General features: G+C 70.8%; 24 protein-coding genes, 2 tRNA genes, 1 other RNA gene and 1 pseudogene. 17 read left to right on the top strand and 11 right to left on the bottom strand.

Annotated features, from left to right (window positions below):
- The first annotated feature begins 151 nt into the window (after positions 1-151).
- The 3 genes from AB0367_RS01405 to AB0367_RS01415 are packed head-to-tail and all read left to right on the top strand — an operon-like array spanning position 152 to position 3,191.
- Positions 152-1,117: an efflux RND transporter periplasmic adaptor subunit gene (locus AB0367_RS01405; RefSeq protein ID WP_366224183.1), complete on the top strand. Its 966-nt coding sequence runs from the start codon at positions 152-154 to the stop codon at positions 1,115-1,117.
- Positions 1,114-1,809, top strand: coding sequence for an ABC transporter ATP-binding protein (locus tag AB0367_RS01410; RefSeq protein ID WP_366224184.1), 696 nt, complete (start codon positions 1,114-1,116; stop codon positions 1,807-1,809). The genes AB0367_RS01405 and AB0367_RS01410 overlap by 4 nt, the downstream gene beginning before the upstream one ends.
- Positions 1,806-3,191, top strand: a complete 1,386-nt coding sequence (locus AB0367_RS01415) for an ABC transporter permease (protein WP_366224185.1) — start codon at positions 1,806-1,808, stop codon at positions 3,189-3,191. The genes AB0367_RS01410 and AB0367_RS01415 overlap by 4 nt, the downstream gene beginning before the upstream one ends.
- A gap of 232 nt (positions 3,192-3,423) precedes the next feature.
- On the opposite strand, the gene AB0367_RS01420 is transcribed toward AB0367_RS01415, so the two are convergent.
- Positions 3,424-6,267: a PQQ-dependent sugar dehydrogenase gene (locus AB0367_RS01420; RefSeq protein ID WP_366224186.1), complete on the bottom strand. Its 2,844-nt coding sequence runs from the start codon at positions 6,265-6,267 to the stop codon at positions 3,424-3,426.
- Between the two features lie 382 nt (positions 6,268-6,649).
- Positions 6,650-8,320 (bottom strand): DUF885 domain-containing protein, encoded by a 1,671-nt coding sequence (locus tag AB0367_RS01425; RefSeq protein WP_366224187.1) that lies wholly within the window; start codon positions 8,318-8,320, stop codon positions 6,650-6,652.
- Positions 8,321-8,531: 211 nt separating this feature from the next.
- Here AB0367_RS01425 and AB0367_RS01430 point away from each other — a divergent pair.
- Positions 8,532-9,269: pseudogene (locus AB0367_RS01430) on the top strand (DMT family transporter); the annotation flags it as partial.
- A gap of 72 nt (positions 9,270-9,341) precedes the next feature.
- On the opposite strand, the gene AB0367_RS01435 reads toward AB0367_RS01430, so the two are convergent.
- Positions 9,342-10,385: a PHP domain-containing protein gene (locus AB0367_RS01435; RefSeq protein WP_366224188.1), complete on the bottom strand. Its 1,044-nt coding sequence runs from the start codon at positions 10,383-10,385 to the stop codon at positions 9,342-9,344.
- 33 nt (positions 10,386-10,418) lie between these two features.
- Positions 10,419-10,559, bottom strand: a complete 141-nt coding sequence (locus AB0367_RS01440) for a hypothetical protein (RefSeq protein ID WP_366224189.1) — start codon at positions 10,557-10,559, stop codon at positions 10,419-10,421.
- Between the two features lie 79 nt (positions 10,560-10,638).
- Between AB0367_RS01440 and mtnA the strand changes: the two genes are divergently transcribed.
- Positions 10,639-11,658 (top strand): S-methyl-5-thioribose-1-phosphate isomerase, encoded by a 1,020-nt coding sequence (gene mtnA, locus AB0367_RS01445; RefSeq protein WP_366224190.1) that lies wholly within the window; start codon positions 10,639-10,641, stop codon positions 11,656-11,658.
- Here mtnA and AB0367_RS01450 read toward each other — a convergent pair.
- Positions 11,584-12,588, bottom strand: a complete 1,005-nt coding sequence (locus tag AB0367_RS01450) for a prephenate dehydrogenase/arogenate dehydrogenase family protein (protein WP_366224191.1) — start codon at positions 12,586-12,588, stop codon at positions 11,584-11,586. The genes mtnA and AB0367_RS01450 overlap by 75 nt on opposite strands.
- 255 nt (positions 12,589-12,843) lie before the next feature.
- Here AB0367_RS01450 and AB0367_RS01455 point away from each other — a divergent pair, with 255 nt between their 5' ends.
- The 4 genes from AB0367_RS01455 (at position 12,844) to AB0367_RS01470 (ending at position 14,822) form a co-directional block, all read left to right on the top strand.
- A complete protein-coding gene (locus AB0367_RS01455; RefSeq protein ID WP_366224192.1) occupies positions 12,844-13,479 on the top strand; it encodes a hypothetical protein in 636 nt (211 codons plus the stop codon).
- A 109-nt stretch (positions 13,480-13,588) separates the two neighbouring features.
- A complete protein-coding gene (locus tag AB0367_RS01460; protein WP_350543006.1) occupies positions 13,589-13,756 on the top strand; it encodes a hypothetical protein in 168 nt (55 codons plus the stop codon).
- An 80-nt stretch (positions 13,757-13,836) separates the two neighbouring features.
- Entirely contained in the window at positions 13,837-14,358 is a 522-nt protein-coding gene (locus AB0367_RS01465; protein ID WP_366224193.1) for a tRNA adenosine deaminase-associated protein, read from the top strand.
- 29 nt (positions 14,359-14,387) lie between these two features.
- Positions 14,388-14,822 (top strand): nucleoside deaminase, encoded by a 435-nt coding sequence (locus AB0367_RS01470; RefSeq protein WP_366224637.1) that lies wholly within the window; start codon positions 14,388-14,390, stop codon positions 14,820-14,822.
- 46 nt (positions 14,823-14,868) lie between these two features.
- Here AB0367_RS01470 and deoD read toward each other — a convergent pair whose 3' ends face one another.
- On the bottom strand, positions 14,869-15,576 hold the full coding sequence (deoD, locus tag AB0367_RS01475) for a purine-nucleoside phosphorylase (RefSeq protein WP_366224194.1): 708 nt from the start codon (positions 15,574-15,576) through the stop codon (positions 14,869-14,871).
- Positions 15,577-15,644: 68 nt separating this feature from the next.
- Between deoD and AB0367_RS01480 the strand changes: the two genes are divergently transcribed.
- The 3 genes from AB0367_RS01480 (at position 15,645) to AB0367_RS01490 (ending at position 17,041) form a co-directional block, all read left to right on the top strand.
- Positions 15,645-15,731 (top strand) — tRNA-Ser (locus AB0367_RS01480).
- 460 nt (positions 15,732-16,191) lie between these two features.
- A complete protein-coding gene (locus tag AB0367_RS01485) occupies positions 16,192-16,665 on the top strand; it encodes a DUF6232 family protein (RefSeq protein WP_366224195.1) in 474 nt (157 codons plus the stop codon).
- Between the two features lie 172 nt (positions 16,666-16,837).
- Positions 16,838-17,041 (top strand): DUF397 domain-containing protein, encoded by a 204-nt coding sequence (locus AB0367_RS01490; RefSeq protein WP_366224196.1) that lies wholly within the window; start codon positions 16,838-16,840, stop codon positions 17,039-17,041.
- A 75-nt stretch (positions 17,042-17,116) separates the two neighbouring features.
- On the opposite strand, the gene AB0367_RS01495 is transcribed toward AB0367_RS01490, so the two are convergent.
- The 3 genes from AB0367_RS01495 to AB0367_RS01505 all read right to left on the bottom strand — a co-directional run bounded on the left by AB0367_RS01495 (position 17,117) and on the right by AB0367_RS01505 (position 19,115).
- Complete coding sequence (locus AB0367_RS01495) at positions 17,117-17,320, bottom strand: DUF397 domain-containing protein (RefSeq protein WP_366224197.1); 204 nt, start codon at positions 17,318-17,320, stop codon at positions 17,117-17,119.
- A gap of 62 nt (positions 17,321-17,382) precedes the next feature.
- Entirely contained in the window at positions 17,383-18,294 is a 912-nt protein-coding gene (locus AB0367_RS01500; RefSeq protein WP_366224198.1) for a helix-turn-helix transcriptional regulator, read from the bottom strand.
- Between the two features lie 548 nt (positions 18,295-18,842).
- Entirely contained in the window at positions 18,843-19,115 is a 273-nt protein-coding gene (locus AB0367_RS01505) for a hypothetical protein (protein ID WP_366224199.1), read from the bottom strand.
- Between the two features lie 129 nt (positions 19,116-19,244).
- Between AB0367_RS01505 and AB0367_RS01510 the strand changes: the two genes are divergently transcribed.
- Entirely contained in the window at positions 19,245-19,367 is a 123-nt protein-coding gene (locus tag AB0367_RS01510) for a hypothetical protein (RefSeq protein WP_366224200.1), read from the top strand.
- An 82-nt stretch (positions 19,368-19,449) separates the two neighbouring features.
- Here AB0367_RS01510 and AB0367_RS01515 read toward each other — a convergent pair.
- A tRNA-Ser gene (locus tag AB0367_RS01515) sits at positions 19,450-19,534 on the bottom strand.
- A gap of 54 nt (positions 19,535-19,588) precedes the next feature.
- Between AB0367_RS01515 and ffs the strand changes: the two genes are divergently transcribed.
- The 4 genes from ffs to recR all read left to right on the top strand — a co-directional run bounded on the left by ffs (position 19,589) and on the right by recR (position 24,135).
- Positions 19,589-19,682: signal recognition particle sRNA small type (ffs, locus tag AB0367_RS01520), an RNA gene on the top strand.
- 91 nt (positions 19,683-19,773) lie between these two features.
- A complete protein-coding gene (locus AB0367_RS01525; protein WP_366224201.1) occupies positions 19,774-22,758 on the top strand; it encodes a DNA polymerase III subunit gamma and tau in 2,985 nt (994 codons plus the stop codon).
- 450 nt (positions 22,759-23,208) lie between these two features.
- Positions 23,209-23,529: a YbaB/EbfC family nucleoid-associated protein gene (locus AB0367_RS01530; protein ID WP_366224638.1), complete on the top strand. Its 321-nt coding sequence runs from the start codon at positions 23,209-23,211 to the stop codon at positions 23,527-23,529.
- Between the two features lie 12 nt (positions 23,530-23,541).
- On the top strand, positions 23,542-24,135 hold the full coding sequence (recR, locus tag AB0367_RS01535) for a recombination mediator RecR (RefSeq protein ID WP_366224202.1): 594 nt from the start codon (positions 23,542-23,544) through the stop codon (positions 24,133-24,135).
- Here recR and AB0367_RS01540 read toward each other — a convergent pair.
- A partial coding sequence (locus AB0367_RS01540; protein WP_366224203.1) for a hypothetical protein occupies positions 24,132-24,452 on the bottom strand: 321 nt, incomplete at its 5' end. The genes recR and AB0367_RS01540 overlap by 4 nt on opposite strands.

Here is a 24,452-nt window from a genome sequence, read left to right on the forward strand (position 1 = left end):
TGGGTCATCGCCCGGGGGCGCTCCGTGTCCACATCCTGCACGCTGGGTGGTTTTTCCGAGTTCACCCCAAACGGGGCAGCACGGCCCCCCGACCGGCGGCTACCCTGTGGCGGACTTCGATCAGACCGCGAACTGGTTTCGGAGGTTGCCGGTGCGAAGAGTCCTGCCGCTCCTGACCGTGCTCGGGCTGCTGGCCGGGTGCACGCAGTCCGCCACCTCGCAGCAGCCGCCGGGCCTCGCCGACCGCGGCACCGCGGTGACCACCGCCAAGCCGACGCGGCAGGACCTCACCAACAAGGTCAGCCTGGGCGGGAAGGTCGCGCTGGGCCCGACGTTCGGGCTGGTCGCGCCGATCGACGGCGAGGTGCGGTATCTCGACGTGAAGGCGCCGACCGGCACCCCGACCAAGCCGACGAAGGTGGCCAACATCTGGGCCGGCGGCAAGTTGACCGCGGTCGAGGTGCCCGCCGGGGCTGCCTTCGCCGGGCGGCTCGTCGAAGACCGGTCGAAGGTGACCGCGGGCATGCCGATCGTGTCGGCCCGTCAGGTCGGGTATGGCATCGTCGCGGACATCGACGGTGCTCAGGCTTACCAGGTCTCCGACACTCTGCAGTCGGTCACCGCACAGGTCAAGAGCGGGCCGGGGCCGTTCGCCTGCACCGTGCTCGGCACGCTCGCCGCGCTGCCGGCCGGCGTGATCCCCGAGCCCAAACCGCCCGCGCCCAACCCGAGCGCGAGCGCCGCCCCGGTGCTGCCCCCGCCGCCGGGTCAGCAGCAACAGCCGTCGGAGTCGACCGGGATGCGACTGGTCTGCGTCGGGCCGGCCGACGTAAAGCTCATCAACGGCGCCGCCGCCACCGTGGAGGTGATCACCGCCAAGACGGTCGGGGCGCTGGTCCTGCCGGTCGAGGCGGTCGCCGGCTCACATGGCAAGGGCCAGGTCGAGGTGGTGAAGGCCGACCAGAGCCGCGAGATCCGCGAGGTGACGCTTGGGCTCACCGACGGCAAGGTCATCGAGATCAAGAGCGGTCTGACCGAGGAGGAGACCGTCGCCGTGCCTGGGCCGAACATTCCCGCCGCGAAGGGCGGCCAGGGCGTCCCAGGGATGGGCAAATGAGGCCGATCATCGAGCTTGCCGGCATCACCAAGACCCTCAAGGGCCAGCAGCAGCCGCGCGCCATCCTCGACGGTGTCGATCTGACCGTCGGCGAGGGCGAGAGCGTGGCGATCCTGGGGCGTTCCGGCTCGGGCAAGAGCACACTGCTGAGCCTCATCGGGCTGTTCGACCGCCCTGACTCAGGCACCTACGTCATGCGTGGCCGCAACCTGGCCCGCATCTCCGAGCGCCGGGCCGCCGCGCTGCGCAGCGCCGAGTTCGGCTTCGTGTTCCAACGCTTCTTCCTGCTCAAGCACCTCACCGCCGCGCAAAACGTGGCCATGGCGCTGGTCAACGGCCAGGGTTGGCTACCACGGCGCAAGCGGCGCGCGCGCACGCTGGAGGCGCTCGACCAGGTCGGCATCGCGCATCTCGCCAAGAACCACCCGACCCGGCTTTCCGGCGGCGAGCAGCAGCGGGTCGCGATCGCGCGGGCGCTCGTGCGCGGCCCGCGGATGCTGCTGGCCGACGAGCCCACCGGCGCGCTGGACACCGAGACCGGCAACCTCGTCATCGACGTCCTGCGGGCCGCCACCGATCGCGGCTGCGGGCTGATCCTGGTCACCCACGACCAGGCCCACGCGGCCAAGATGCAGCGCGTGCTGCGCCTTGTGGACGGCGTGCTGCGCCCCGCCGCGCTGGAGCCGGCATGATCCGGCTCTCGGGTAGGTTCCGCTCCGCGCTGATCATCGGCTTGCAGGGCATCCGCGCCCGCAAGATGCGCACGTTCCTGTCGATGATCTCGCTGTTCCTGGGCGTGCTCGCGGTCGTCACCGTCCAGGCGGCCGCCGAGACCGCGCGCACGCTGTCCCTGGCCGACGTCGAGCTGCAATCCGGCAAGGACGGCACCCGGATGATGTATGTCCCGCCGATGGGCTCGGCCGTGGATGTCGCGATGGCCACGATCAAGGACCAGCCGGGTGTGGCCGCGAGTTTCCAGATGCAGGCGATCATCGGCGAGCCCAACGTCAGGCCGATCAACCCGGGCGGCATACCGTTCGACCGTCTCGACGCATACGGCGGCTACACCCCTGGGACGGCTTACGAGATGCGCTGCGACGAATCCGGCATCTGCCGCCCGATGCCCGTCGACCAGGGCATCCCCGCCCCGCCGGGCGCCGCGATCGAGGTGCGGCTCATCGCGGCGGTCAACGACATCCGGCAGTTCCGCCCGTTCCGCCCGGTCGCCGGCAACTGGCTGGACTTCTCAGGCAAGCCGTCGTATTCGCCGCGCATCGTCATCAACAAGGCCGCTGCGGTCGGCTTCGGCCGCTACCGCATCCCGGCCGAGATGCGCCTCGACGGCACCATCGCCAACCCCACCCCGCGCATCATCGGCATCATCGACGACGGCCAGGGGCAGCCGACGGCTTACGCCCGCATCGACGAGATCAACAACTGGCTGCCCCAGCAGGCCGCGTCCGACGCCACCGCCGTGGTCGCCACCGGCGGACCCGAGGGCGGCCGGCCCATGGCGATGAGCAGCGGCCCCGGCCTGGAGGTCATGCTCTCCCCGACGGCCGGCGAGACGGAGAGCCTGCTGATCCGCAAGCTGATCGCCGCCGGCGTCCCGCGCGAGGCCGTGGACGTCCATACCAACGATGCCCGCAAGAGCATCGAGCAGCAGCTGACGATCCTGCGCTGGATCTTCCTGAGTATGGCGACGCTGGTCCTGCTCATCGGCGTGGCCGGCATCCTCAACGTCGGCCTGGCCACGGTGGGCGAGCGCGTGGAGGAGTTCGCCCTGCGCCGCGCCGTGGGCACCCCGCGCGTCCTGCTGGCCGGCATCGTCCTGGCCGAGACCCTGCTCACGGGCCTGCTGACGGCCGGCGCCGCGATCGCCGTCGCAGCCGCTGGCGTAAACCTGGGCGTCCGCATCCTGGGCGACCGCGTGCCCCAGCTGCACGACATGACGTTCCCGTGGCAGGCCGGCGTGGCCGGTGTGATTGCGGGCCTCATCGCCGGCCTGCTGGGTGGCTCCATCCCGGCCTTCCGCGCCGCCCGCATCCCCATCGCCACGGTGATGCGGGCATAACCGACGACTGGTCTTCCCGCGAGACCCGGCGGGGTCCTGGGCAGCGGGAGCGGCGCCGCCGGGCGCGCGTTCGGTTCCCGCTGCCCAACGCGGGAGAAGGCGTCGTGACCCAGACCGTGGTCGGCCGGTCCGCCGCGTCGAGGTTCAGCGTTCAGCTGGACCCGGCGGTCGCGGTCGATCCGTGGGGGCGCCGGCGACCGCGCCGAGCACCCCCACGGACCAACAGATGCGCTTACGCCCCGGTCAGCTGGAACCTCTCCCAGGGTCCGATCGCGGTGCGGTTGGCGATGAGCGACCCCGCGCCGTTGTTCTCCGCGGTGACGTACATTCCGTTCACCGTCGCCTGGAGGCTCACGCTGCCGTCGGTGTTGCGGATCAGGTTGAACGTCTCCCACGAGCCGGCCGCCGCCCGGTTGGCGATGAGCGGCTGGGCGCCGGCGTTCTCGGCGCAGACGAACTGGTTGTTCGCCCGCGACCGCAGCGCCACCTTGCCCCCGCCGAGGTCGACGAGGTCGAACTGCTGCGCGGTGCCGATCGTCGAGGAGTTGGCGATCAGCGCGGTCGTCGCGTTCGGCGCCGACACATACAGGTTGTTCGTCAGCGACTTGAGGTTCACCACCGGCGTGGTCGGGGTTCCGGTGTTGAAGGTGAACGCGTCGAGGTCGAACAGGTTGCCGGTGCCGCCCTTGAACACCAGGTACAGCGTGGTGGCCGTGCTCGGCGCGCCGGAGATGTTCGCGGTGACGTTGGCGAATGTCTCCCAGCTCCCGGTCGGTGTCACCGTGGCGGTGCCGAGCAGGGTGCCGGTGGCCGAGCCGGCCCGCACCTCGATCGTGCCGCCGATGGTCGCCGACGAGACCCGGGCGGTGAACTGCGTGGCGTTGTTCAGCAGATACGGCGAGAACGAGATCCAGTCACCGTTGTCGATGAATCCGACAGTGGAGCCACCCTCGGCCGAGGCGTGGCTCGCGATCTGGACGCCGCCCGACTGGGCGCTGAAGTGCTCGCCCTGCCGGTGCCGCGGCTGCAGCGTCGACAAGCCGTGGCCGGTCAGCCCGCCATTGTCGGTGTAGGACGCGTCGAAGACGCCGTAGACGTTGGCCGCCGCGTCGTGCTCACCGTCGACCGGGACCGTGATCGAGCCGGTGCAACCGGTCTTCGACGTGATCTGGTGCGAGTGGCTGTCGTGGCCGAGGAGGTACGTCACGGTGACCTTCGAGCAGTCGATCGTGCCATCCTCCGGATCGGTGACCGTGACCGAGAACGGCACGGTGTCGCCGAAGCTGAACAGCTGGCCGTTGGCCGGCAGCGTCAGCTTCACCGTCGGCGCGGTGTTGCCCACCGAGATGACGGTGCTGGCCGTGCCGGTCGCTCCCTGCGGGTCCTTCACCGTCAGCTTCGCGGTGAACGTGCCGTTGGTGGTGTACGTGTACGTCGGGTTGGCCGCGGTGGAGTCGGTCGTGCCGTTGCCGTCGAAGTCCCACGCGTAGGTGAGCGCGCCGCCCTCGGGGTCGGAACTGCCCGCCGAGGAGAAGTTCACGGTGAGCGGGTTCGGCCCGGAGGCCTTGTCCGCGGTGAGCTTCGCGATCGGCGCCTTGTTGCCGCCGCCGACGTACTCGACGCGGTACAGGGCCTGGTTGTTCGAGCCCGTGCCGTAGTCGAGCACGTACAGGGCCCCGTCGGGGCCGAAGGCCATGTCCATGACCTGGGTGCCGGCCCACGGGAAGGTGGAGATCGTGCCCGGCGAGCCGTCGGCGTTGACGAGCACCGGCTTGATCCACTTGCGGCCGTACTCGCCGGCGAAGAAGTTGTTGTCCAGCGACTGCGGGAACTTCACCGCCGAGTTGAGGTTCGGGTCGTAGTGGTACACCGGGCCGCCCATCGGCGACTCGGAGCCGCTGCCGAACTCGGGCGGGCTGCCGGCGTCGCCGCCGTAGCGGATCCAGCTCGGCTTGGCCGCGGGCAGCGTCGTCAGGCCGGTGTTGCGGAACGAGTTGTTCGCCGGGCCGCCGGCGCAGTTGAACTTCGGGCCGGTGGTGTTGGTGGCGAAGTCCCACTTGTTGTAGGTCTCGGTCGTGGTGTTGGTGCCGGTGCAGTACGGCCAGCCGAAGAAGCCCGGCCCGGTGACCCGGTCGAACTCGACCTGGCCGTTGGGGCCGCGGTTGGGGTCGGTCGTGCCCGCGTCGGGGCCGTAGTCGCCGATGTACACGACCCCGGTCGGCTTGTCGACGCTCATCCGGAACGGGTTGCGGAAGCCCATCGCGTAGATCTCCGGGCGGGTCTTCGCGGTGCCCGGGGCGAACATGTTGCCGGCCGGGATCGAGTACGTCCCGTCGGTGTTGGGGCGGATCCGCAGCAGCTTGCCGCGCAGGTCGTTGCTGTTGGCCGCGGAGCGCTGCGCGTCGTACTGCGGGTTGCGGTTGGTCCGCTCGTCGATCGGCGTGTACGAGTTGGACTCGAACGGGTTGGTGTCGTCGCCGGTCGTCAGGTACAGGTTGCCCTGCGCGTCGAAGTCGATGTCCCCGCCGACGTGGCAGCACATGCCGCGGTCGTTGTCGACGGTGAGCACGACCTTCTCGCTGGTGAGGTCCAGCGTGTTGTCGGTCTTCAGCGTGAACCGGGACAGGTTGAGGTGGCCCTTCCAGGCGTTGAAGTCCGCGGCGGTACCCGTGGCGGGCGCGTCGCCGGCCGGCGTGGAAAGGGTCGGGGAGTAGTACAGCCACACCCACCGGTTGGTGGCGAAACCGGGGTCGACGGCGACGCCCTGCAGGCCCTCCTCATCGTGGGTGTAGACGGAGAGCTTGCCGGCGACCTTGGTGTTGCCCGCGGCGTCGGTGACGCGGACCGTGCCGTCGCGGGCGGTGTGGATCACTGATCGGTTGGGCATGACCGCCAGGGACATCGGCTCGCCGAGCGCGGCGCTGCCCAGTGCCAGCTGGACGTGCTGGTAGTCAGTGGCCGGGAGCGGAACGGCCGCGGCGGCCGGGGCATGTGCCACGGCGGCCACGACGGTGCTGCCGGTGGCGAGGGTGGCTGCCGTGAGCAGCCGCCGCCACCGGCGCGGGGATGGGGCCATGTGCGGGTGTCCTTCCTGAGCTGCGGGGTTCAGCCAGGCAAGACGCGCGCCGACCGCGCTTGCGAAAGCAGCCGCTGGACGCGGGGCGCCGACCCTCTGTCGCGCGGTGACCAACGTGCCGGGTGGATGGCGGCCACCCTCGTTAGTTATGGGACCTAACTAACCATCGGGCATGAGGACTGCGCAATGCCGAGTTTTTCGTGATGCGGTTATTGCGGCATTCGTCAGCAAACTTAGGAGCTTCGATGCCGGAAAAGAACCTCACGGGATTGTCGTTATAGAACCGTGACAATGACCAAGACCGCGCCCAGTCTGAACATCGCCTACGCCGCCTGACCGGCCGAGTCCGGGCACATCTCGTGCCCGGACTCGGCCAGCGCGATCAGATCCGGGCGAGCGCGGCGCGCAGCGGGTCGAGGCCGAGCGAGCCGAGATTGAGCGCGTCGCGGTGGAAGGCCTTGAGGTCGAACGCTGAGCCCTTGCGGGCCCGGGCGTCGGCGCGGGCCGCGAGCCAGGCGCGCTCGCCGAGCTTGTACGACGGCGCCTGACCGGGCCAGCCAAGGTATCGGTTGAGCTCGAACCGCAGGCTCTTCTCCTCGATCCGGCAGTGCGCCCGCAGGAACTCCCAGCCGAGCTCGGGCGTCCAGCGCTCGCCGGGCGCGAAGCCGAACGGGTTGTCCTGCGGGATCTCCAGCTCCAGGTGCATGCCGATGTCGACGATGACCCGGGTGGCCCGAAACGCCTGCCCGTCGAGCATGCCGAGCTTGTCGCCGGGGTCGGACAGATAGCCCAGCTCGTCCATCAGGCGCTCGGCGTAGAGCGCCCAGCCCTCGCCGTGGCCGGACGACCACGCGAGCACCCGGCGCCAGCGGTTGAGCAGCTCGGCCCGGACATACGTCTGCGCGATCTGCAGGTGGTGGCCGGGGACGCCCTCGTGGTAGACGGTGGTGACCTCACGCCAGGTGGAGAAGCTGTCGACGCCCTGGGGCACCGCCCACCACATGCGGCCGGGGCGGGTGAAGTCCTCGCTCGGGCCGGTGTAGTAGATCCCGCCGTCCGAGGTCGGGGCGAGCATGCACTCGATCGGCCGCACCTGCTCCGGGATGTCGAAGTGCCGGCCGTTGAGCTCCCGCACGGTGGCGTCGGCGAGCTCCTGCATCCAGTCGCGGAACGCCTCCTTGCCGTGGATCGTGCGGGCGGGGTCGGCGTCGAGCGCGGCGACCGCCTCGTCGACGGTCCCGCCGGGCACGATCTTGTCCGCGACCGTGCGCATCTCCGACTCGAGGCGGGCCAGCTCGTCGAAGCCCCAGGCGTAAGCCTCGTCGAGGTCGACGGTGGCACCCAGGAAGTAGCGCGAGGCGAGCTGGTAGCGCTCGCGCCCGGCGGCCTCCTTCGGCCGGCCCAGCGGCGCCAGCTCGCGGCGCAGGAACGCGCCCGTCTCAACGGTCGCGGCACGCGCGGCCTCGGCGTTGCGGGCTAGGTCGGCGGCGAGCGCCGGGTTGTCCGCGCCGATGCGGGCGGCCAGGTCGGGGTAGAAGTTGTCGCCCTCGGGGTCGGCCCAGACCTCGCACTGCTTGGCCACCTCGACGATTTGCCTGGCCGGCGCGACGTGGCCGCGCTGCGCCTCGTGCAGCAGCGTCTGCCGCCACTGGGCGAGCGCCGCCGGCACGGCCGCGAGCCGGGCGAGGATGTCGGCAACGGCCTTCTCGCCGACGGTCGGCATGAGGTCGAACGAGCTCCGCACCCCGTGCAGGGGGCTGGAGATCACGTTGACGTCGCTGGTGAGATCGCCGGCCTCGTAGCGCTCGAGGGCCAGCCCGAGCCGCTCCTGCATGGCCTCCTTGGCGACCCGCTCGGTCTCGGTGGCCGGCGTCTCGGCGGCGAGCGCGGCGAGCGTGCGCCGGTCGAGGTCGGCGAGTGCGGCGAAACCGTCGGGCGAGAGGTCGGTCAGACGGTCGTCGTGGCCGGCCACGCCGACGAAGGTCGCCCCGTTCGGGTCGAGGGGCGCCCACTGCTCGACATACCTGTTGGCGATGTCATCGATAGAACCCACGGGCCGACCCTACGGCACTGAGTCGATCATCGGGGTACACCCGCAGGCCAATTCCCGGCGGGTGGCTTGACCTGCACCACGAGGTCCGAAACGCGCGCGACAGAGCCACTCGCGCCGGTGCAGAGTAAGGCCTATGCCGAGCCCCGCCCCTGACGTCAAACGCTGGCTGCCGGCGTTCGCCGCCGTCGCCCTCATCTGGGGCACCAGCTTCATGTTCATCAAGGACGCACTGACGGGGCTGGCGCCGGCGTACATCGCGCTCTACCGCATCGCCCTGGGCGCCGTCACGCTGCTGATCCTGCTGGCGATGCGCCGACTGCCACTGCCCCGCGGCGCACGGCTCTGGGGGCACCTGTTCCTCTTCTCGCTCTTCGCCTCGACGGTACCGTTCACCCTCTTCGGCTACGCCGAGCAGCGCGTGCCCTCGGTGCTGGCCGGCATCTGGAACGGCACCGCCCCGCTGACCACGCTCGTGGTCACTCTCGTCGCGGTCCGCTCGCAGCGCCCGAGCCGCCGGCAGATCGCCGGCCTGCTGGCCGGGTTTCTCGGAGTGCTCGTCGTCCTCGGCGTCTGGGACGGCATCGGCGGCAGCTCCCTGACCGGCCAGCTGATGCTGCTCGGCGCAGTCACCTGTTACGGCATCGCCTTCAACTACAGCCGCTGGCTGATGCAGCACTTCGACATCGCGCCGTTGCAGGTCTCCGCCGGCCAGCTCGTCATGTCGACGCTGCACCTCGTCATCGCGGCGCCGCTCGTCGCCGGCCTGCCGTCGTCGCCGCTGGGCCTCTCGCCGCGGGTGTGGCTCGGCGTGCTCGCGCTCGGCGTGTTCGGCACCGGGATCGCGTTCGCGCTGAACTACCACGTGGTGCAGACCGCGGGCGTCACGACGGGTTCGATGGTCGCGTACTTCCCGCCGTTCGTGGGCGCGATCGCCGGCGTCGTGCTCCTTCATGAGCACCTCACCTGGCACCAGCCGGTCGGCGGCCTCATCGTGCTGGCCGGCGTGGGCATCTCGCAGGGCCTATTCGTGCGACGCCGCCCACGCCAGGAGGTCCTTGGCGGGCATGGTGTTGACGATCCGCTCGACGGGGACGCCGCAGGCGACGGCGCGGGAGCACCCGTTGGGCAGCCAGTCGAGCTGGCCGGGAGCGTGGGCGTCGGTATCGATGGCGAAGCGGCAGCCGACCTCCAGCGCCACCCGTAGCAGCCGCTTCGGCGGATCGAGCCGCTCGGGCCGGGAGTTGATCTCGATCGCCTTGTCGTGCTCGACCGCCGCCCCGAACACGGCCGCGGGGTCGAACCGGCTCTCCGCCCGCGTGCCCCGCCCGCCGGTGATCAGCCGCCCGGTGCAGTGCCCGAGGATGTCCAGGTGCGGATTGGCCAGCGCGGTGACCATCCGACGGGTCATGACCTCGGGCTCGTCCTTGAGATTGCTGTGCACCGAGCCGACCACGACGTCGAGCCGCCCCAGCAGCTCATCGGACTGGTCGAGCGACCCGTCGGCGAGGATGTCCACCTCGATGCCGGTCAGGATCCGAAACTCCATGCCCAGCCCCGCGAACCCGGCGTTGATCCCGGCCACCACGTCGAGCTGCTCCTCGAGCCGCTGCGCGGACAGCCCGCGTGCCACCGTGAGCCGCGGCGAGTGGTCGGTCAGCACGAGGTACTCGTGCCCGAGCTGCGCCGCGGCCATGGCCATCTCGTCGATCGGCGACCCGCCGTCGGACCAGTCGGAGTGGGTGTGGCAGTCGCCGCGTAGCGCCCGGAGCAGGGCGGTGGTGGCCTCGTCGAGGTCCTGCCCGGCGGTCGCCTCGAGCCGGCGCAGGTAGACCGGCTCCTCCCCGGCCAGCGACTCGGCCACGCACCGCGCCGTGACGTCTCCGACCCCGGCCAGCTCGGTGAGCGTCCCGGCCTTGGCCCGTGCCGCGAGCTCGCCCTCGGGGAGCTTGGCCAGCTTGGCCGCGGCGCCGCGGAAGGCCCGCACGCGGTAGGTCTTCTCGTGGGCCCGCTCCAGCAGATACGCGATGCGACGCAGATCGGCGAGCGGGTCACGCGCTGACGGCATGCGCTCCACGCTATCCGAGGTACGCGGGACGGGTCAGGCGTGCTGGCGCTGGTGGGCGAGTACCGTTCGCGTGCGGGTCAGCGTGGCGAACGGGTTTGCGCACTGCAGCACCAGCGTCCCGAACTCCGCCCCCGATAGGCACGAGACCGCCGCGAGCACCAGTACGGAGCTCATGAAAACCGAATGTACGCGCGTCAACGTTCCGCGTTGGCGCTTTCGTGAAGCCGGACCGGACGGGGTGAACGGAGCATGGATGCGCACCATTGACTGGATCGACGGGGCCGTGGTCATCGTGGATCAGACGCGGCTGCCCGCCGAGATCGTGTACCTGCGGCTGGAGACCGTGGAAGAGCTCGTCGACGCGATCCAGCGGCTCGCCGTGCGTGGTGCGCCGGCGCTCGGGGTGGCGGGCGCGCTCGGGGTGGCGCTCGCCGCCAGGCAACATTCCGGCGCCGAGCCGCGGGCTCGTGCGGTACACCTGCTGCAAACGGCGAGACCGACGGCGGTCAACCTGGCCCGCGGCGCGCGACGCGCGGCGGCGCTGCTGCCGTCCTTCGACGCCGTGCTGCAGGAGGCGTTGCGCATCAGGGACGAGGAGATCGCGAGCTCCGCGGCGATGGCGTGGCGCGGTGCCGACCTGGTCGAGCGTCTGTGCGGACCGGGCGTGCGGCTGCTGACCCACTGCAACACCGGCGGCCTGGCCACCGTCGTGGACGGCACCGCGCTGGCGGTGGTCTTCGAGTTGTACCGCCGGGGCTCCCTCGGCGGCGTCATCGCCAGCGAGACCCGCCCGCTGCTGCAGGGCGCCCGCCTGACCACGTGGGAGCTCGCCCAGGCCGGTATCCCGCACCGGCTGGCCGTCGACTCGGCCGGCCCGTTCCTGATGGCCCGCGCAGAGGTGGACGCGGTGATCCTCGGCGCGGACCGGATCTGCGCCAACGGCGACGTGGTGAACAAGATCGGCACGTACGCGCACGCGCTCGGCGCGCGGGCGGCGGGCATCCCGTTCATCTGCGTGGCGCCGGAGTCCACGGTGGACCTCTCGACGGCGTCCGGGGCCGACGTCGAGATCGAGGACCGCGGCGCGGCCGAGGTGGTCGGGGCGGCGGCGCCCGCGGGCACGCCGGCGGTGAACCCGGCCTTCGACGTGACCCCGGCCGGGCTGGTCACCGCGGTGGTGACGGACGAGCGCGTGTTCTCAGGCCGGGCGGATGGCGCGGACCGTCCGGCGGTCGGCGGAGACCGACTCGATCCAGCCGCCGACCCGGCCTAGGCGCAGCAGTACGTCGACGCGCGCCGGCAGGTCGGCGGACTCGCCCGGCTGCGGTGGCCAGGCCAGCCGCGCGTTGTATCCGGGCGTGAGCCACGGGGTGAGCGCGCCGATCGGGTCGGCGTCGTCGAGCGCCGCGCGTGCCACGTTGAGGTCGGCGAGCACCGTGTCCAGGGCCCGTCGGACCGCCGGCGCGTTGCCGCCGCACATCGCGGCGGTGAGCTGCGGGCGGGCGGCGGCGACCCGGGTGCCGTCGCGGAACGAGCCGGCGCCGAGGGTGCCGGCCAGCGGGTCGTTGGAGATCAGCGCGGCGACCGCGGCCGCGACGAGGTGCGGCACGTGCGAGATGGCGGCGACGGCGGCGTCGTGCTCGTCGGCGGTGGCCGGCACGACCCGGGCGCCGAGGCCGGTGATGAGCGCGGCCAGCTCGACCCAGTCGCGGATGCCGGTGCCGTCTTCGCTCAGGCACAGCACCCAGGCGCAGCCGGTGAACAGCCGCGGGTCCGCGGCGGTGAACCCGGACGTCTCGCGGCCGGCCATCGGGTGGCCGCCGACGAACGTGGCCAGCGCCTGCCCGCCGGTGCGCAGCCGGTCGGCGGCGAGGTCGCGGACGGGGCCCTTGACCGAGGTGACGTCGGTGACGACGCCGACGTAGCCGAGCGACGCCAGCTCGTCGAAGACCGCGCCGACGGCCGGTAGGGGCACCGCGACGACGGTGAGATCGGCGTCGCGCACCGCGTCGCCGATCGACGCGGTCACGTGCCAGCGCGCGTTGGCCGGCGCCTGCGCGGCCGCGGTGCGCGCGGTCGCCCTGGTCGCGGGGTCGGCGTCGTAGCCGCTCACGCGGTGGCCGTGCAGCGCGAGCGCCCGTAAGACCGATCCACCGATCAGCCCGAGCCCGATCACCGCCACGTTCAACGTCGCATCACGCACTGCGGAACTGTCCCACATCCCCCGACCACCCGTTCGGCTCGGGACGCCCGACGAACGCCTTATGCCGCCCTGTTGCTAGCTATTTACGAAATTGTATCCAGTTACTATGCTTTCATAAGCTTCATCCTTTTTATGGCGGCTGCCGTCGCGGCCGGCCCCCTGCTGGATTGGGTGCGGAGCGCGCCAGGTGACGACCGGCGGGCGAGCCGGAAGCGGCTCGCGGTCTTCGGTGCAGGGTCGGGCTAAGCTGCTGGTGTGGCAGTGAGCGAGTCGCAGTGGAAGGAACCGGGCGGTCCGGCTCCGGCTCCTCCCCCCGGCCGCCCGCAGGCGACGGCCTTCCCGCAGGCGACGGCCTTCCCGCCGATAGCCGCCGCGCCCCAGGCGACCGCGCCCCAGGCGACTGCGCCCCAGGCGACTGCGGGGCGCACCCCGTGGCCGGGCGCCATGGGGCCGCCGGTCGTCGGGCCGCCGGTCGTCGGGCCGCCGGTTGTCGGGCCGCCGCCGCGGCTGAGTGTTGCCCGGCCGCCGACGCCCGCCGCCGCGTATGGGGCCTGGCAGGGCGCCGTGCGCCCGCCGGTGTTCAAGGTCAGCCAGCCTCGGCCGATGTATCGCGAGCCGCTGCCGATCCGCGCACCGATGGTCGCTGCCGGCGCTGCCGCCGGGGCCGGTTGGATGCTGCTGTTCGGCCTGCTGATGATGGGGTCCGCCCAGGGGTATGTCTGGATCACCCTCGTCGCCGGGTTCCTCGCCTGGGCCGCGGCCGCGGTCCTCGCCCGCTTCGGCGACCGCGGTGTGGCCGTCGGCGTGGCCGCCTCCAGTGGGGTGGCGGTGGCGATCGCCGGGATCGTGGTGGCGTATCGGCTCGCCGGGGGTGACTGGCTGCTGTGGTGACCGTCTCGGGCGAAGCCTTCGGGCGTCGGCCGGACACACCGAGTAGTGGTTCATCGGAGTTCGGCCCGTACTCTTGACGTGGATTCGGGCGAGGATCACTCTCAGCAACATGGCTTTGAGGCTGCAGCGGCTCGACCCCGAGCGGCGTCGCCGGCGGCTCGCGCTGCTGGTCGAGTTGGCGGACGCCAAAGCGTTCCGCGAGCGGCTCCACCCGCGTCGGCTGCGCGCCGACCGCCTGCGCGAGCTGATCGCCAACCGGCGACGACTCGCCGACTGAAGTCCGGGACCCTTTGGTGCCGAGCAGCAACCCGCTCGAATAGTGTTCACGCGTACCGACGAGCACCGACCGGGGGGACCGTGTCGCACTTCGCTGCCGCTGTCACGCGCGACGCCAAAAGCTGGGCCGCTGCCGAGCTCGACCTCAGTGGCGTCGCCGACATCGAAGAGATCACCGATCGCCTGCGCGACGCCGATCCGGAGGCGGCCGTCTCGCTGCTGTTCGTCGAGTCCGACGACGCCTACCTGGTGATCCTGCGTCTCGACGATGGCGAGGATCTGCGCGTCTTCGGCTCCGACTCGGTGTTCGCCGAGGAGTCGCGCCTCGGCGCGATCCTCCTGGGCGACGTCGAGGAGCAGCTCCCCGACGTCGCCGAGGTCGGCGACGAGACGTCCGAGGAGAAGGACGAGGAGGAGCGGCCGTCGGCCGAGCCCGACGTCGAGCCGGTCGGCGACCCGGAGCTGCTGGCCGACCTGGGTTTGTCCGGCGCTCAGCTGCTCGAGCTGTGCAGCCAGGAAGGGATGCTGCCGGCCGACCTCACCGCCGAGATCTGCCAGGCGATCGGCGCCGGCGACGAGATCGAGGAACTGCGCGAGGCGTGAGCGCGGTGGGGCGCCGGTGGGAGCCGGCGATGCGCCGCGCGCTCGAGGTCGCCGCCTGCGCCGGGCCGGACGTGCCCATCGGGGCGGTCATCCTCGGACCCGACGGGTCGGAGCTCGCGGCCGCCCACAACGAGCGCGAGCTGACCGGCGACCCGACCGCGCACGCCGAGATGATGGCCCTGCGCCGCGCCACCGGGCGCCGCGAGCGGGACGGCTGGCGGCTCGAGGAGTGCGCCCTCGTCGTCACCGTGGAGCCGTGCACCATGTGCGCCGGCGCGCTCGTGCTGGCCCGGATCGGCACGGTCGTCTTCGGGGCCTGGGAGCCCAAGACGGGCGCCGCCGGGTCGCTGTGGGACGTGCTGCGCGACCGGCGGCTCACCCACCGGCCCGAGGTGATCGGCGGGGTGCTGCAGGACGAGTCCTCAGCCCTGCTGCGCGCCTTCTTCGCCGGCCATCGCGAGTAGGGGCCGGCCGTCGGCCGACCCGGTACACCGTGCCATCCCCCGGCGACTAGGCGATGCTCGCCTGGAGCGCTACCTCGACCATCTGGCCGAACGTCTGCTCCCGCTCCTGGGCGGTCGTGCGCTCGCCGGTCTTGATGTGGTCGCTGACCGTCAGCAGCGTCAGCGCCCGCGCCCCGAACCGTGCCGCGATCGTGTACAGCGCGGCGGACTCCATCTCCACCGCGAGCACCCCGTAGTCGGCGAGCCTGTCGTAGAGGTCGGGCCGGTCCGTGTAGAACGCGTCGGCGGCCAGGACCGGTCCGACCCGCATCGCGATCCCCTTCTGCGCGGCCACGTCGACGGCGGTGCGCAGCAGCCCGAAGTCCGCGACCGGCGCGTAGTCGATGAGCCCGTCGAACCGCGCCCGGTTCATGTTCGAGTCGGTGCTCGACCCGATGGCCGCCACCACGTCCCGCAGCTTGAGCGAGTCCTGGATGGCCCCGCAGCTGCCGACCCGGATCAGCGTCTTGACGCCGTAGTCGTTGATCAGCTCGTGCGCGTAGATGCTGGCGGAGGGCATCCCCATGCCGGACCCCTGCACGGAGACCTCGACGCCGTCGAAGGTGCCCGTGAACCCGAGCATGTTGCGCACGGTGGAGTAGCAGCGGGCATCCTTGAGGTACGTCTCGGCGATCCACTTCGCCCGCAGGGGGTCTCCAGGCAGCAGGACCCGCTCGGCAATCTGACCCGGCTCGGCGCCGATGTGCGTGCTCATACCCGTGATCCTGCCAAACGGCGAGCCCCCTCGCGGATGGGGTCGGGGCGTCAGGTAACCTCTTCGGCGGTGGCGTGTCCGAGTGGCCTAAGGAGCACGCCTCGAAAGCGTGTGAGGGGGTAACTCCTCCCGGGGTTCGAATCCCCGCGCCACCGCTCCAGGCCAGCCCGGACGCCCGGCCCGTCGACACCGACGGAGCCGGGCGTTCGGCGTTGTACAGGCTGGCAAGGCGGACGTGCCCCGCTCCTCGGCGACCTTCGGCGGCTCGGCAACGACCACTTCCTCTTGGCCGGCCGGTTGACGAGCGTCGCATGGCTCCGAGGTCCACGTTCATGATTGTGGCCGATTTCCCGTTCAGGATTCCGCGAGGCGAGGCGAGGCGAGGCGAGCGCGCCGGAGCCGGGACGTTCGTCGGTCGCCGGATCTTCTGGCTGAAATTTCCATTTGCGTCGATCGCTCACCCTCCGCGACGCTAAGGTACGTCATCAGGGGGAACGCGCGTCGCGGCAGTCGCACGGCTGGTGGGTGCTGTGCAGGTTGCGATATGGCACCTTGTGGTCTGGCGATCTGTGACGCGGCCGACTCATACTGATGGTGAGGCTAAGGGGGGAACTTATGCCGACCGTCTTCTATCAGGATCACGACATCGTCATCACCGACGACGTCTACGCCGTCTGGAAACCCGACCCTCAGGTGTACGACCTGGAGGGGCTGGAGGATCTACGCCTCGAGCACGACGGCCGCCCCGCGCGGATCGTCCTGCTCGTCGCCGGCGCGCTGGCCACCGTGGGGACGGCGGCCGCGCTGACGTTCATCGAAGGCACCGGTCGATACGTCATCATTGCCGCGGTACTGTTCGTTTCGCCGCTCACCGGGCGCGCGATTCGCGTCCTCACCCCGGTCGTCTGGTTCCTGCGCGCGCGTTACGCGGACGCCGAGGTCACACTGTTCACATCGACCAACCCCATATCCGCGATGCGGGTGCGCCGCGGCCTGATGCGCGCGTTCGCGGCCAGCGCCGCGAGCGTGGAGCGCCTCGACCGAGCCGGCTACGCCGAGGCCTACGGGAGGCTGAACTCCCTGCTCTGACGTGCCGCGACGAAGCAGAGCCCGCGGGGCCGGGAGCCCCGCGGGCGATGCCAGTTGACCGGTTTGCCGCGATCGTGCATTCATGGGCCAACTTTGCATACTCACGTGAGGTATGACGTGGCGCTTCGTATGCTGAAAGCTCACGTCCTAGGGTTTGAAGGAGGACGACCCGATGGCCGAGAGTAGCGAGGCACTCGTCTGGCGCAAGTCTTCCGCCTGCGGCAGCACTTCTTGTCTGGAGGTCGCTCGCGGCACCGACGGCATCCTGGTTCGTGATTCGGATGATCCGGACGGCGCGCGTCTGAGGTTCGGCACGGCGGATTGGCGCGCGTTCGTTGCGGGGCTACGCACGGGAACGCTGCTTCCATCGAGTTGAACGCTGCGGGCCGGATCCGATGTGCGAGCGGTCGTGGGCTTGTGGCATGCCGACGCGTCTGACCCGGCGTGGCGGTTAGCGAAGGTCGAAATCGCCGCCCTTGATGCCGACGACAAACGCACCCCAGGTGTCGCGGTCGAACGACAGCACGGAACCGCCCGGATCCTTCGCGTCGCGGACGAGAATGCTGTCCGACGCGAGGTTCGCGACCTCCACGCAGGTCGTATTGCCGCAGTAGCTGCTCTTACGCCAGCTGGGCGGCATGACCGTCTCGTGCATTGAACACCCTTTTCCTGACAGGGAGGCAGCCCTGTACGGTCGGCCTCCAGCGGTCTTCGGCGTCAGTCCGAAGATCCTTTGTCGGCAAACCGAGTATCCGCGCCGGCGGCGGGGTCTATCGCGGCCGCGGCTATCTTTCGTGCCGAATCCTCCTCGCCGATCGAGCTCTCCCACATGCGATCCCAGGCCTCGCGATGGCGCGCGATACGTGCCGGATCGTCGACGATTTCGTCGAGGGTTCCGCTCTCCCGGTACAACACGGCGTGACTGTTCTCTTCGTTCGACAGGTACATCAGGTCGTACTGACCGAACGGCGGATACGGTAGCTCCAATGGGTGAATGCGAACCGTGACGCGGCCTTCTGCTATGGAAGTGCTGATTTCGGCGAGCGACTTGCGAAGGGCCTGAGGTCCGCCGTAGCCGCGCAGCAGCACCGATTCGTCGAACAGTGCGTACAGCCTCGGGCGCGGATTGCGTTCCCACAGCGCCTTGCGGCGCTCGACGCGAATGGCGGCACGCGTCTCGATCTCATCGTCCCTGAGTTCTTCAGTGAACCCCTGCGTGACGGCCAGTGCGTATGCCTGGCCCTGCAACCATCCTGGAATCACCTGCGGCGCGAAACTCCGGATGACGGACGCCTCGGCCTCGAAGCCGATCAGCTGGCGCATCGCCGAGGTAAGACGCCCTTGATAACGTTTGTCGTCCCACCATTGGCGCCGCTGTTTCGACGCCTTGGCGGCCTGGACGAGTTCCTCGGCCACCTTGCGGTCTCTGATGCCGAGATAGGCCAGCAGCGGGCGCAGGTCGTTTTGGGAGATGGTGACCTCGCCGGACTCGATGCGCATCACCTTGGAGAGCGACCACTCCATGGCCTCGGCCACCTGGGTCTGCGTATCTCCTTTGGCGTTGCGGGCGTCCTTGATCGCCAGCCGGACTTTCCGGCGTGCGACGGCGGGCGTGTCACCCGAACTCATGACGTCGTCTGGTCCCTCGTTGGACGTATGTCTACTTGCCGCATCGCTAGCTGTATTGCACCCTACTCGTCGGTAGACGTGCAGGCTGCAGAAATTTAGATGGTCCAGGTCGGACCGCGAGTCAGTGTAGGTGCCCATTAGCGATGCGACTGTCCGTGATGTGGCAGATTCTTCGGATCGTTACCTACTGAACGGTAAGTGGCGATCCGGTGATGCACTCGGCCCGAGGTCGCGTAGCGGCGATTCTCTTCGCGCCACTCCAGTACGCGAATCAGAGCACGGCGGACCTGGCCGAACGTCGTCGGGTTGGTGCTGTAGAAGAGGTGCACGTCGCGGATCCCGTACTGCGCGGATCTCCCGTGCGGCCCTGGTCCGGTCGGTCCACGGGTGCTCCAGGACGTACACCCCCCTGCAGGAAGTCGATCCGGAACTCCACGCGGGCGGGCCGGAGGATCACGCAACGAGCACGGCGCCCGGCGGCGACCGGGCGCTGTCGCGTATCCGTCACTTCCCCTACTGCTCTCGATGGTCGCTGTCGGTGACCTTGGTCAGATCGGCAGCGGGTTGGCGCGCTGTTCGAGGGCGCGGATGAGTGCCCTGCGTACGGCGCCGAACGTGGCACTGTTGGTGGTGTAGAAGATGCGGACGTCCGCGGCCTCGTAGCGCGCGCGGATCTCGTGCCCCGTCCGGAAGCCGATCCCTCGACCGTGCCGGATGATGTACGGCGCTTGGATGATCTCGAGATCGAATCGAATCGGGTCGGGTTGCAGGACGACCACGTGGGTGCTGGTGATCAGGATGTCCGCGCTCCGATAGAACATCGCCGCCCCCTCAAACAGCGTGTCGGTATCCAGATGGTCCCATGCGCCGTCACGCTCGAACAGACGTCAACCTGCCATATCGCAGGTGGCGATGTAGACGGTTGGCTGGTTCCCGGGTTCGATGCCCAGATGGGCGTGCTGATCACCGTCGGTGTGGCGGGGCGGATGGCACCGCGACGTGCCGCGAATTCGCCGACCTGGGCGGAAGGGGACGAGGCGCTCGGCGACCTGGGCGCACTACGCCCCTTGTGACGTCCGTCATGGCGGCGCTGCCGAACTGCTGGCGGGCCGGATCCCGAGGGGTCCGTCCCGCCGTCATGCCTGGTCAGGCCAGCGGAGGATACGAGATTCGAACTCGTGAGGGTTTTATCCCAACACGCTTTCCAAGCGTGCGCCCTAGGCCTCTAGGCGAATCCTCCGTGCGACAGGATACCCATTGCTCGCGAGGGTTCGCGCACCGGGTATTGTGGTGCCAAGCCACTCGTGCGGCGGCACCTCATGAACCTCCCCAGGGCCGGAAGGCAGCAAGGATAAGTGAGCTCTGTCGGGTGCACGGGTGGCCTTCGTGCATCCAAGCTCGACCCGCCTGACGCCCGCCCGAAATTGTCGGTGGTCCGGAGTACGGTGGTCCCGGCTCTAGTCGAACGGAGGACCGCTGGTGGCGCTCGCGCTCTACCGCAAGTATCGGCCTCGCACGTTCGCCGAGGTGATCGGGCAGGAGCACGTCACTGAGCCCCTGTCGCAGGCACTGCGCTCCGGGCGGCTCAACCACGCCTATCTCTTCTCCGGCCCGCGCGGCTGCGGCAAGACCAGCAGCGCCCGCATCCTGGCCCGGTCGCTCAACTGTGAGCGGGGGCCAACCCCTGAGCCGTGCGGCGAGTGCCAGTCCTGCCGCGACCTGGCGCCCGACGGCGCCGGCTCGATCGACGTCATCGAGATCGACGCGGCCAGCCACGGCGGTGTGGACGACGCCCGCGAGCTGCGCGAGCGGGCGTTCTTCGCCCCGGTGTCGAGCCGGTTCAAGGTCTACGTGATCGACGAGGCCCACATGGTCTCGTCGGCCGGGTTCAACGCGCTGCTCAAGCTCGTCGAGGAGCCGCCGGAATACGTCAAGTTCGTCTTCGCCACGACTGAGCCGGAGAAGGTGCTGGGGACGATCAAGTCCCGGACCCACCACTACCCGTTTCGGCTGATCCCGCCGGGCGTGCTGCGGCCATATCTGGAGCAGCTGACGGCCGCCGAGGGCGTCAAGGTCGAGCCCGCCGTCTTTCCATTGGTCGTCCGTGCCGGGGCCGGCTCCGCCCGGGACACCCTCTCGGTCCTCGACCAGCTGATCGCCGGCGCCGGTGAGGAAGGTGTCACCTATACCAGGGCGGTGGCCCTGCTCGGCGTCACCGACGTGGCCCTCATCGACGAGATGTGTGACGCGCTGGCCGCCGAGGACGGGCGCGGCGCCTTCGGCGTCATCGACCGGGTCGTCGAGGCCGGCCACGACCCGCGCCGGTTCGCCTCCGACCTCCTCGAGCGCCTGCGTGACCTGATCGTGCTGCAGCAGGTGCCCGACGCCGTCACCAAGGGCCTGTTGGACGCCCCGCACGACGAGCTCGAGCGGATGGCCGTCCAGGCCACGCAGCTGGGCCAGGCGACGCTGTCGCGATACGCGGACATCGTGCACAACGGCCTCACCGAGATGCGCGGCACGACCGCTCCGCGGCTGCTGCTGGAGCTGATCACCGCTCGCATGCTGCTGCCGGGCGCCGATGACTCGAGCACGGCGTTGCTGCAACGCCTGGAGCGCATGGAGCGCCGTCTGCTCGCCGGCGGCGTGCCCGCCGCGACTGCCCCGCCCCTGCCCACGGCTATGGCACCTGCCGCGGCCCCGGTGGAGGCCGCCCCCGCCGCGACCGATGCCCCGCCGGTTCGCGGTGCGGTCGACGGTGGCAACCGGGGGCTGGACTACATTCGCGATCCTCGCGGGAGCGGCTCGCCGGCGTCGGTCGCGAGCCCGCCCGAGACCCCGAGCGCCTGGTCCGACGCGGCGCCCGCCGCGACTGCCCCGGCCCCCGTTGCGGCGCCGCCTCCTCCGCAGCCAGCTCCCGCGGCACCAGTTCCCACGGCACCGGCCCCTGCACCGGCGGCCCCGTCCGCGCCGGGCGCGACCGGCGGCGCACTCGACGCCGACGCGATCCGTCGCGTCTGGCCGGACCTGCTGGCGCTGGTCAACGACAAGAGTAAGAAGACCGGCGCGATCATTCGCGAGGCCATGGTCCAGGACGTCGAGGGCACCACGCTGGTGCTCGGGTTCAAATATTCGACGCACGCCGACATGCTCAATGCCACGCCTGACCCACTGCTCGGCGCGCTGCAGGAGCTCCTCGGCGGCCGTTGGCAGGTGCGCTGCGAGGTCGGGGGCCAGCCGGGCGGCGGTGGCGGCGGCAACCGGCCCACGCCGCCGAAGCCCACCCCGCAACCGTCCGGCCCGCCCGCTTCGAGCCCGCCGCCGTCGAGCCCGGCCCAGGCCGCTTCCGGGCCGCACCAGGGCGGCGCCTCGCAGCAGGGCGCCTCGCAGCAGGGCACCTCTCAGCAGGGTCGGCCCCAGCAGGGCGCTCCGCAGCAGGTCGCCGCCCACCAGCAGCGCAACGGTTCCTTTCAGCAGGGCGCGGCCGTTGGTGGCGGCTCTGGACGGTCCGGCGGCGGGTTCGCCCCGGCGACGGCGGTCGTGCAGGACGAAGACTGGCCGGCGCCCGCGATTCCCGGCGGGGCCGCGGCCCAGGCTGGCGTGGCGAGCGCGGCTGAGGACTGGCCGACACCGGCCACGCCCGGCGGTGGAGCCGCACTGGTAGGCGGCGGTTCTGCATCTCCGCCCCCGCCCGCGGGATCGATGACCGCAGGCCCGGCAACCGCTGGGGAGCTGAGCGCAGGAGTGACCCCCGCCGGCCCGATGGCGGGAAGCGCTCCGATCGCGGCGGGTTCCGGTGGTGGCGGGCCAAACGCGGCCCCGCCCAACGGCTCTGCGTTCAACGACTCTGCGGCCGGCGGTTCTGGGAGCGCCGGAATTGCGAGCGGTGGCGCCACGTCGGCGTCGAGCGCCCGTGCGGCGGCGGTCACCGGCAATCAGGGCGGGTTCGGCTCGGCAGCGCCGGTGGCCGACCCTGTAGCGGTTCACGGCTCGGCGACGGCCGGCATGACGGCCGCGGCTCACGGCACGACCACGGGCGGCGAGGACAGCACTGCGACTGCGGCTCGCGGCGGGCCGCCGGGACGGCCGCGGCAGGGTGGTTCCAGCGCGCTGGAGAAGGCTCGCGAGGCAGCCAGCCGGGCGGCCGCAGCGGCAGCGAACGGTGGGCGCCGAGGCGGCGGCTCGGGCGCGACCTCCCCGGCCCGTGCGGCGGCGGCCCCGGGAGCGGCCGGAGCCGGTTCGATCGAGTCGGCGTCAGCCTGGGAGGGCACGGGGGCGGACGAGCCACCGTTCGACCCCGAATATGACTCGGCGGTGACCGATCCGCGCTTCCCCGGGCTCGACCCGGGCGACGAGCTGCTCGACGACACGACTGACGTCCGGGAGACGAGCGAAGAGGCGGCGCTGCGGCTGCTGATCGAGGCCCTCGGCGCCGAAAAGATCGGCGAGACCACGAGCAGCTGAGGCCCAGCGAATCGCTTCCTTCGGCCGCGCCCGGACCCGACCCGGCAGTTCGTCCGTGCCCAGACCGCCGGGGCCGTGCTGAGCTCCGCACTGTGCCCAGCCCGGGCCGCGTCTGGTCTTGCCCGGTCGTGCCAGCCGCATCCGGACCGGTCGTGTCCGCCGGGCCATGGCCAGTCTGGCCATGCCGGGTGTCAGTCCCGCCGCGCCGCGGGAAGGTCGCCGGCTAGGTCCCGCCGTGAAGCCGCGGTACGTGGCTGCAGGACCGCCCGTGGGTGAGGATGGATCGGTCAGGCCCGCGAGGGGTGGCGGGGGTGGCGTGGAGGCTGAGCGCGGCCGTCCATCGGGGTAGGGCCTAAGCTGGTCCGAAACCTATGGTGCAACGCCCGCAACGTGAAGCAACGTTGATGACATGCTAAGGAGCGCCCTGTGCGGCCCGGTGGACAGCCCAACCTGCAGCAGATGATGAAGCAGGCGCAGAAGATGCAGCAGCAGATGGTCGCCGCGCAGGCGGAGCTCGCCGAGGCCGAGCTTACCGGCACGGCCGGTGGCGGACTGGTTACCGCGACCGTGAAGGGGACCGGCGAGGTCGTTTCCGTCAAAATCGATCCCAAGGCGGTCGACCCGGAAGACCTGGAGACGCTTGAGGACCTGATCGTCGCGGCGGTGCACAACGCGGCCCAGGCGGCGCGCGACCTCACCGAGGAGAAGATGGGCCCGCTCACCGCTGGGCTCGGGGGCCTGGGCGGCGGGCTCGGGCTGCCCGGCTTCTAACGGGCGCCCGGCGTGTACGAAGGCGCCATCCAGGACCTGATTGACGAGCTCGGCAGGCTGCCGGGGGTCGGGCCGAAGAGCGCGCAGCGCATCGCGTTCCACGTTCTGTCGGCCGACCCCATGGACGTCAAGCGGCTCGCCCAGGCGCTGCAGCGGGTCAAGGAGCTCGTGCGGTTCTGCACCCGCTGCTTCAACGTGGCCGAGGCCGAGCTGTGCCGGATCTGCCGCGACCCGCGGCGCAACGACGAGGTCTTCTGCGTGGTCGAGGAGCCCAAGGACGTTGTGGCGATCGAGCGCACGGGCGAGTTCCGGGGGAGATACCACGTGCTCGGCGGGGCCATCAACCCGCTCGAAGGGATCGGCCCGGACAACCTGCGCATCCGGGAGCTGATGAGCCGGCTCGCGGACGGCACCTGCAAGGAGCTGATCCTGGCGACCGATCCCAACACCGAGGGGGAGGCCACCGCGACTTACCTGGCGCTGCTGGTCAAGCCGATGGGGATCAACGTCACCCGGCTGGCCAGCGGACTCCCGGTCGGCGGTGACCTTGAGTACGCCGACGAGATCACCCTGGGCCGCGCGTTCGAGGGAAGGCGCGCCGTCTAGCCCTCGGGGCGGTTGAGGATCCCGACGACGACGGAGTGGACGGCGGCCAGGTCCGCGGGGTCCTGCAGGGTGCCCACGGCGCCGGTCACGACGTACCACTCATCGGCTTCCTTGTATTGCACCTGGACGACGAAGGACCCGTCGGGGGCGGTCTCCGAGCGCAGCGTCAGCTCGCCGGTGATCACCCCGACGTCGTCGGTCATCACGCCGCCCGGGCCGGCCATGATGTCCGTCACCAAGGGCTCCGGAACGGCGGAAGTCTCCGCGGGTTCCGGCACGGCGGAAGTCTCCTCAGGCTCCGGAACGGCGGAAGTCGC

The sequence above is a fragment of the Dactylosporangium sp. NPDC051484 genome, assembly GCF_040689395.1.
Taxonomy (GTDB): domain Bacteria; phylum Actinomycetota; class Actinomycetes; order Mycobacteriales; family Micromonosporaceae; genus Dactylosporangium.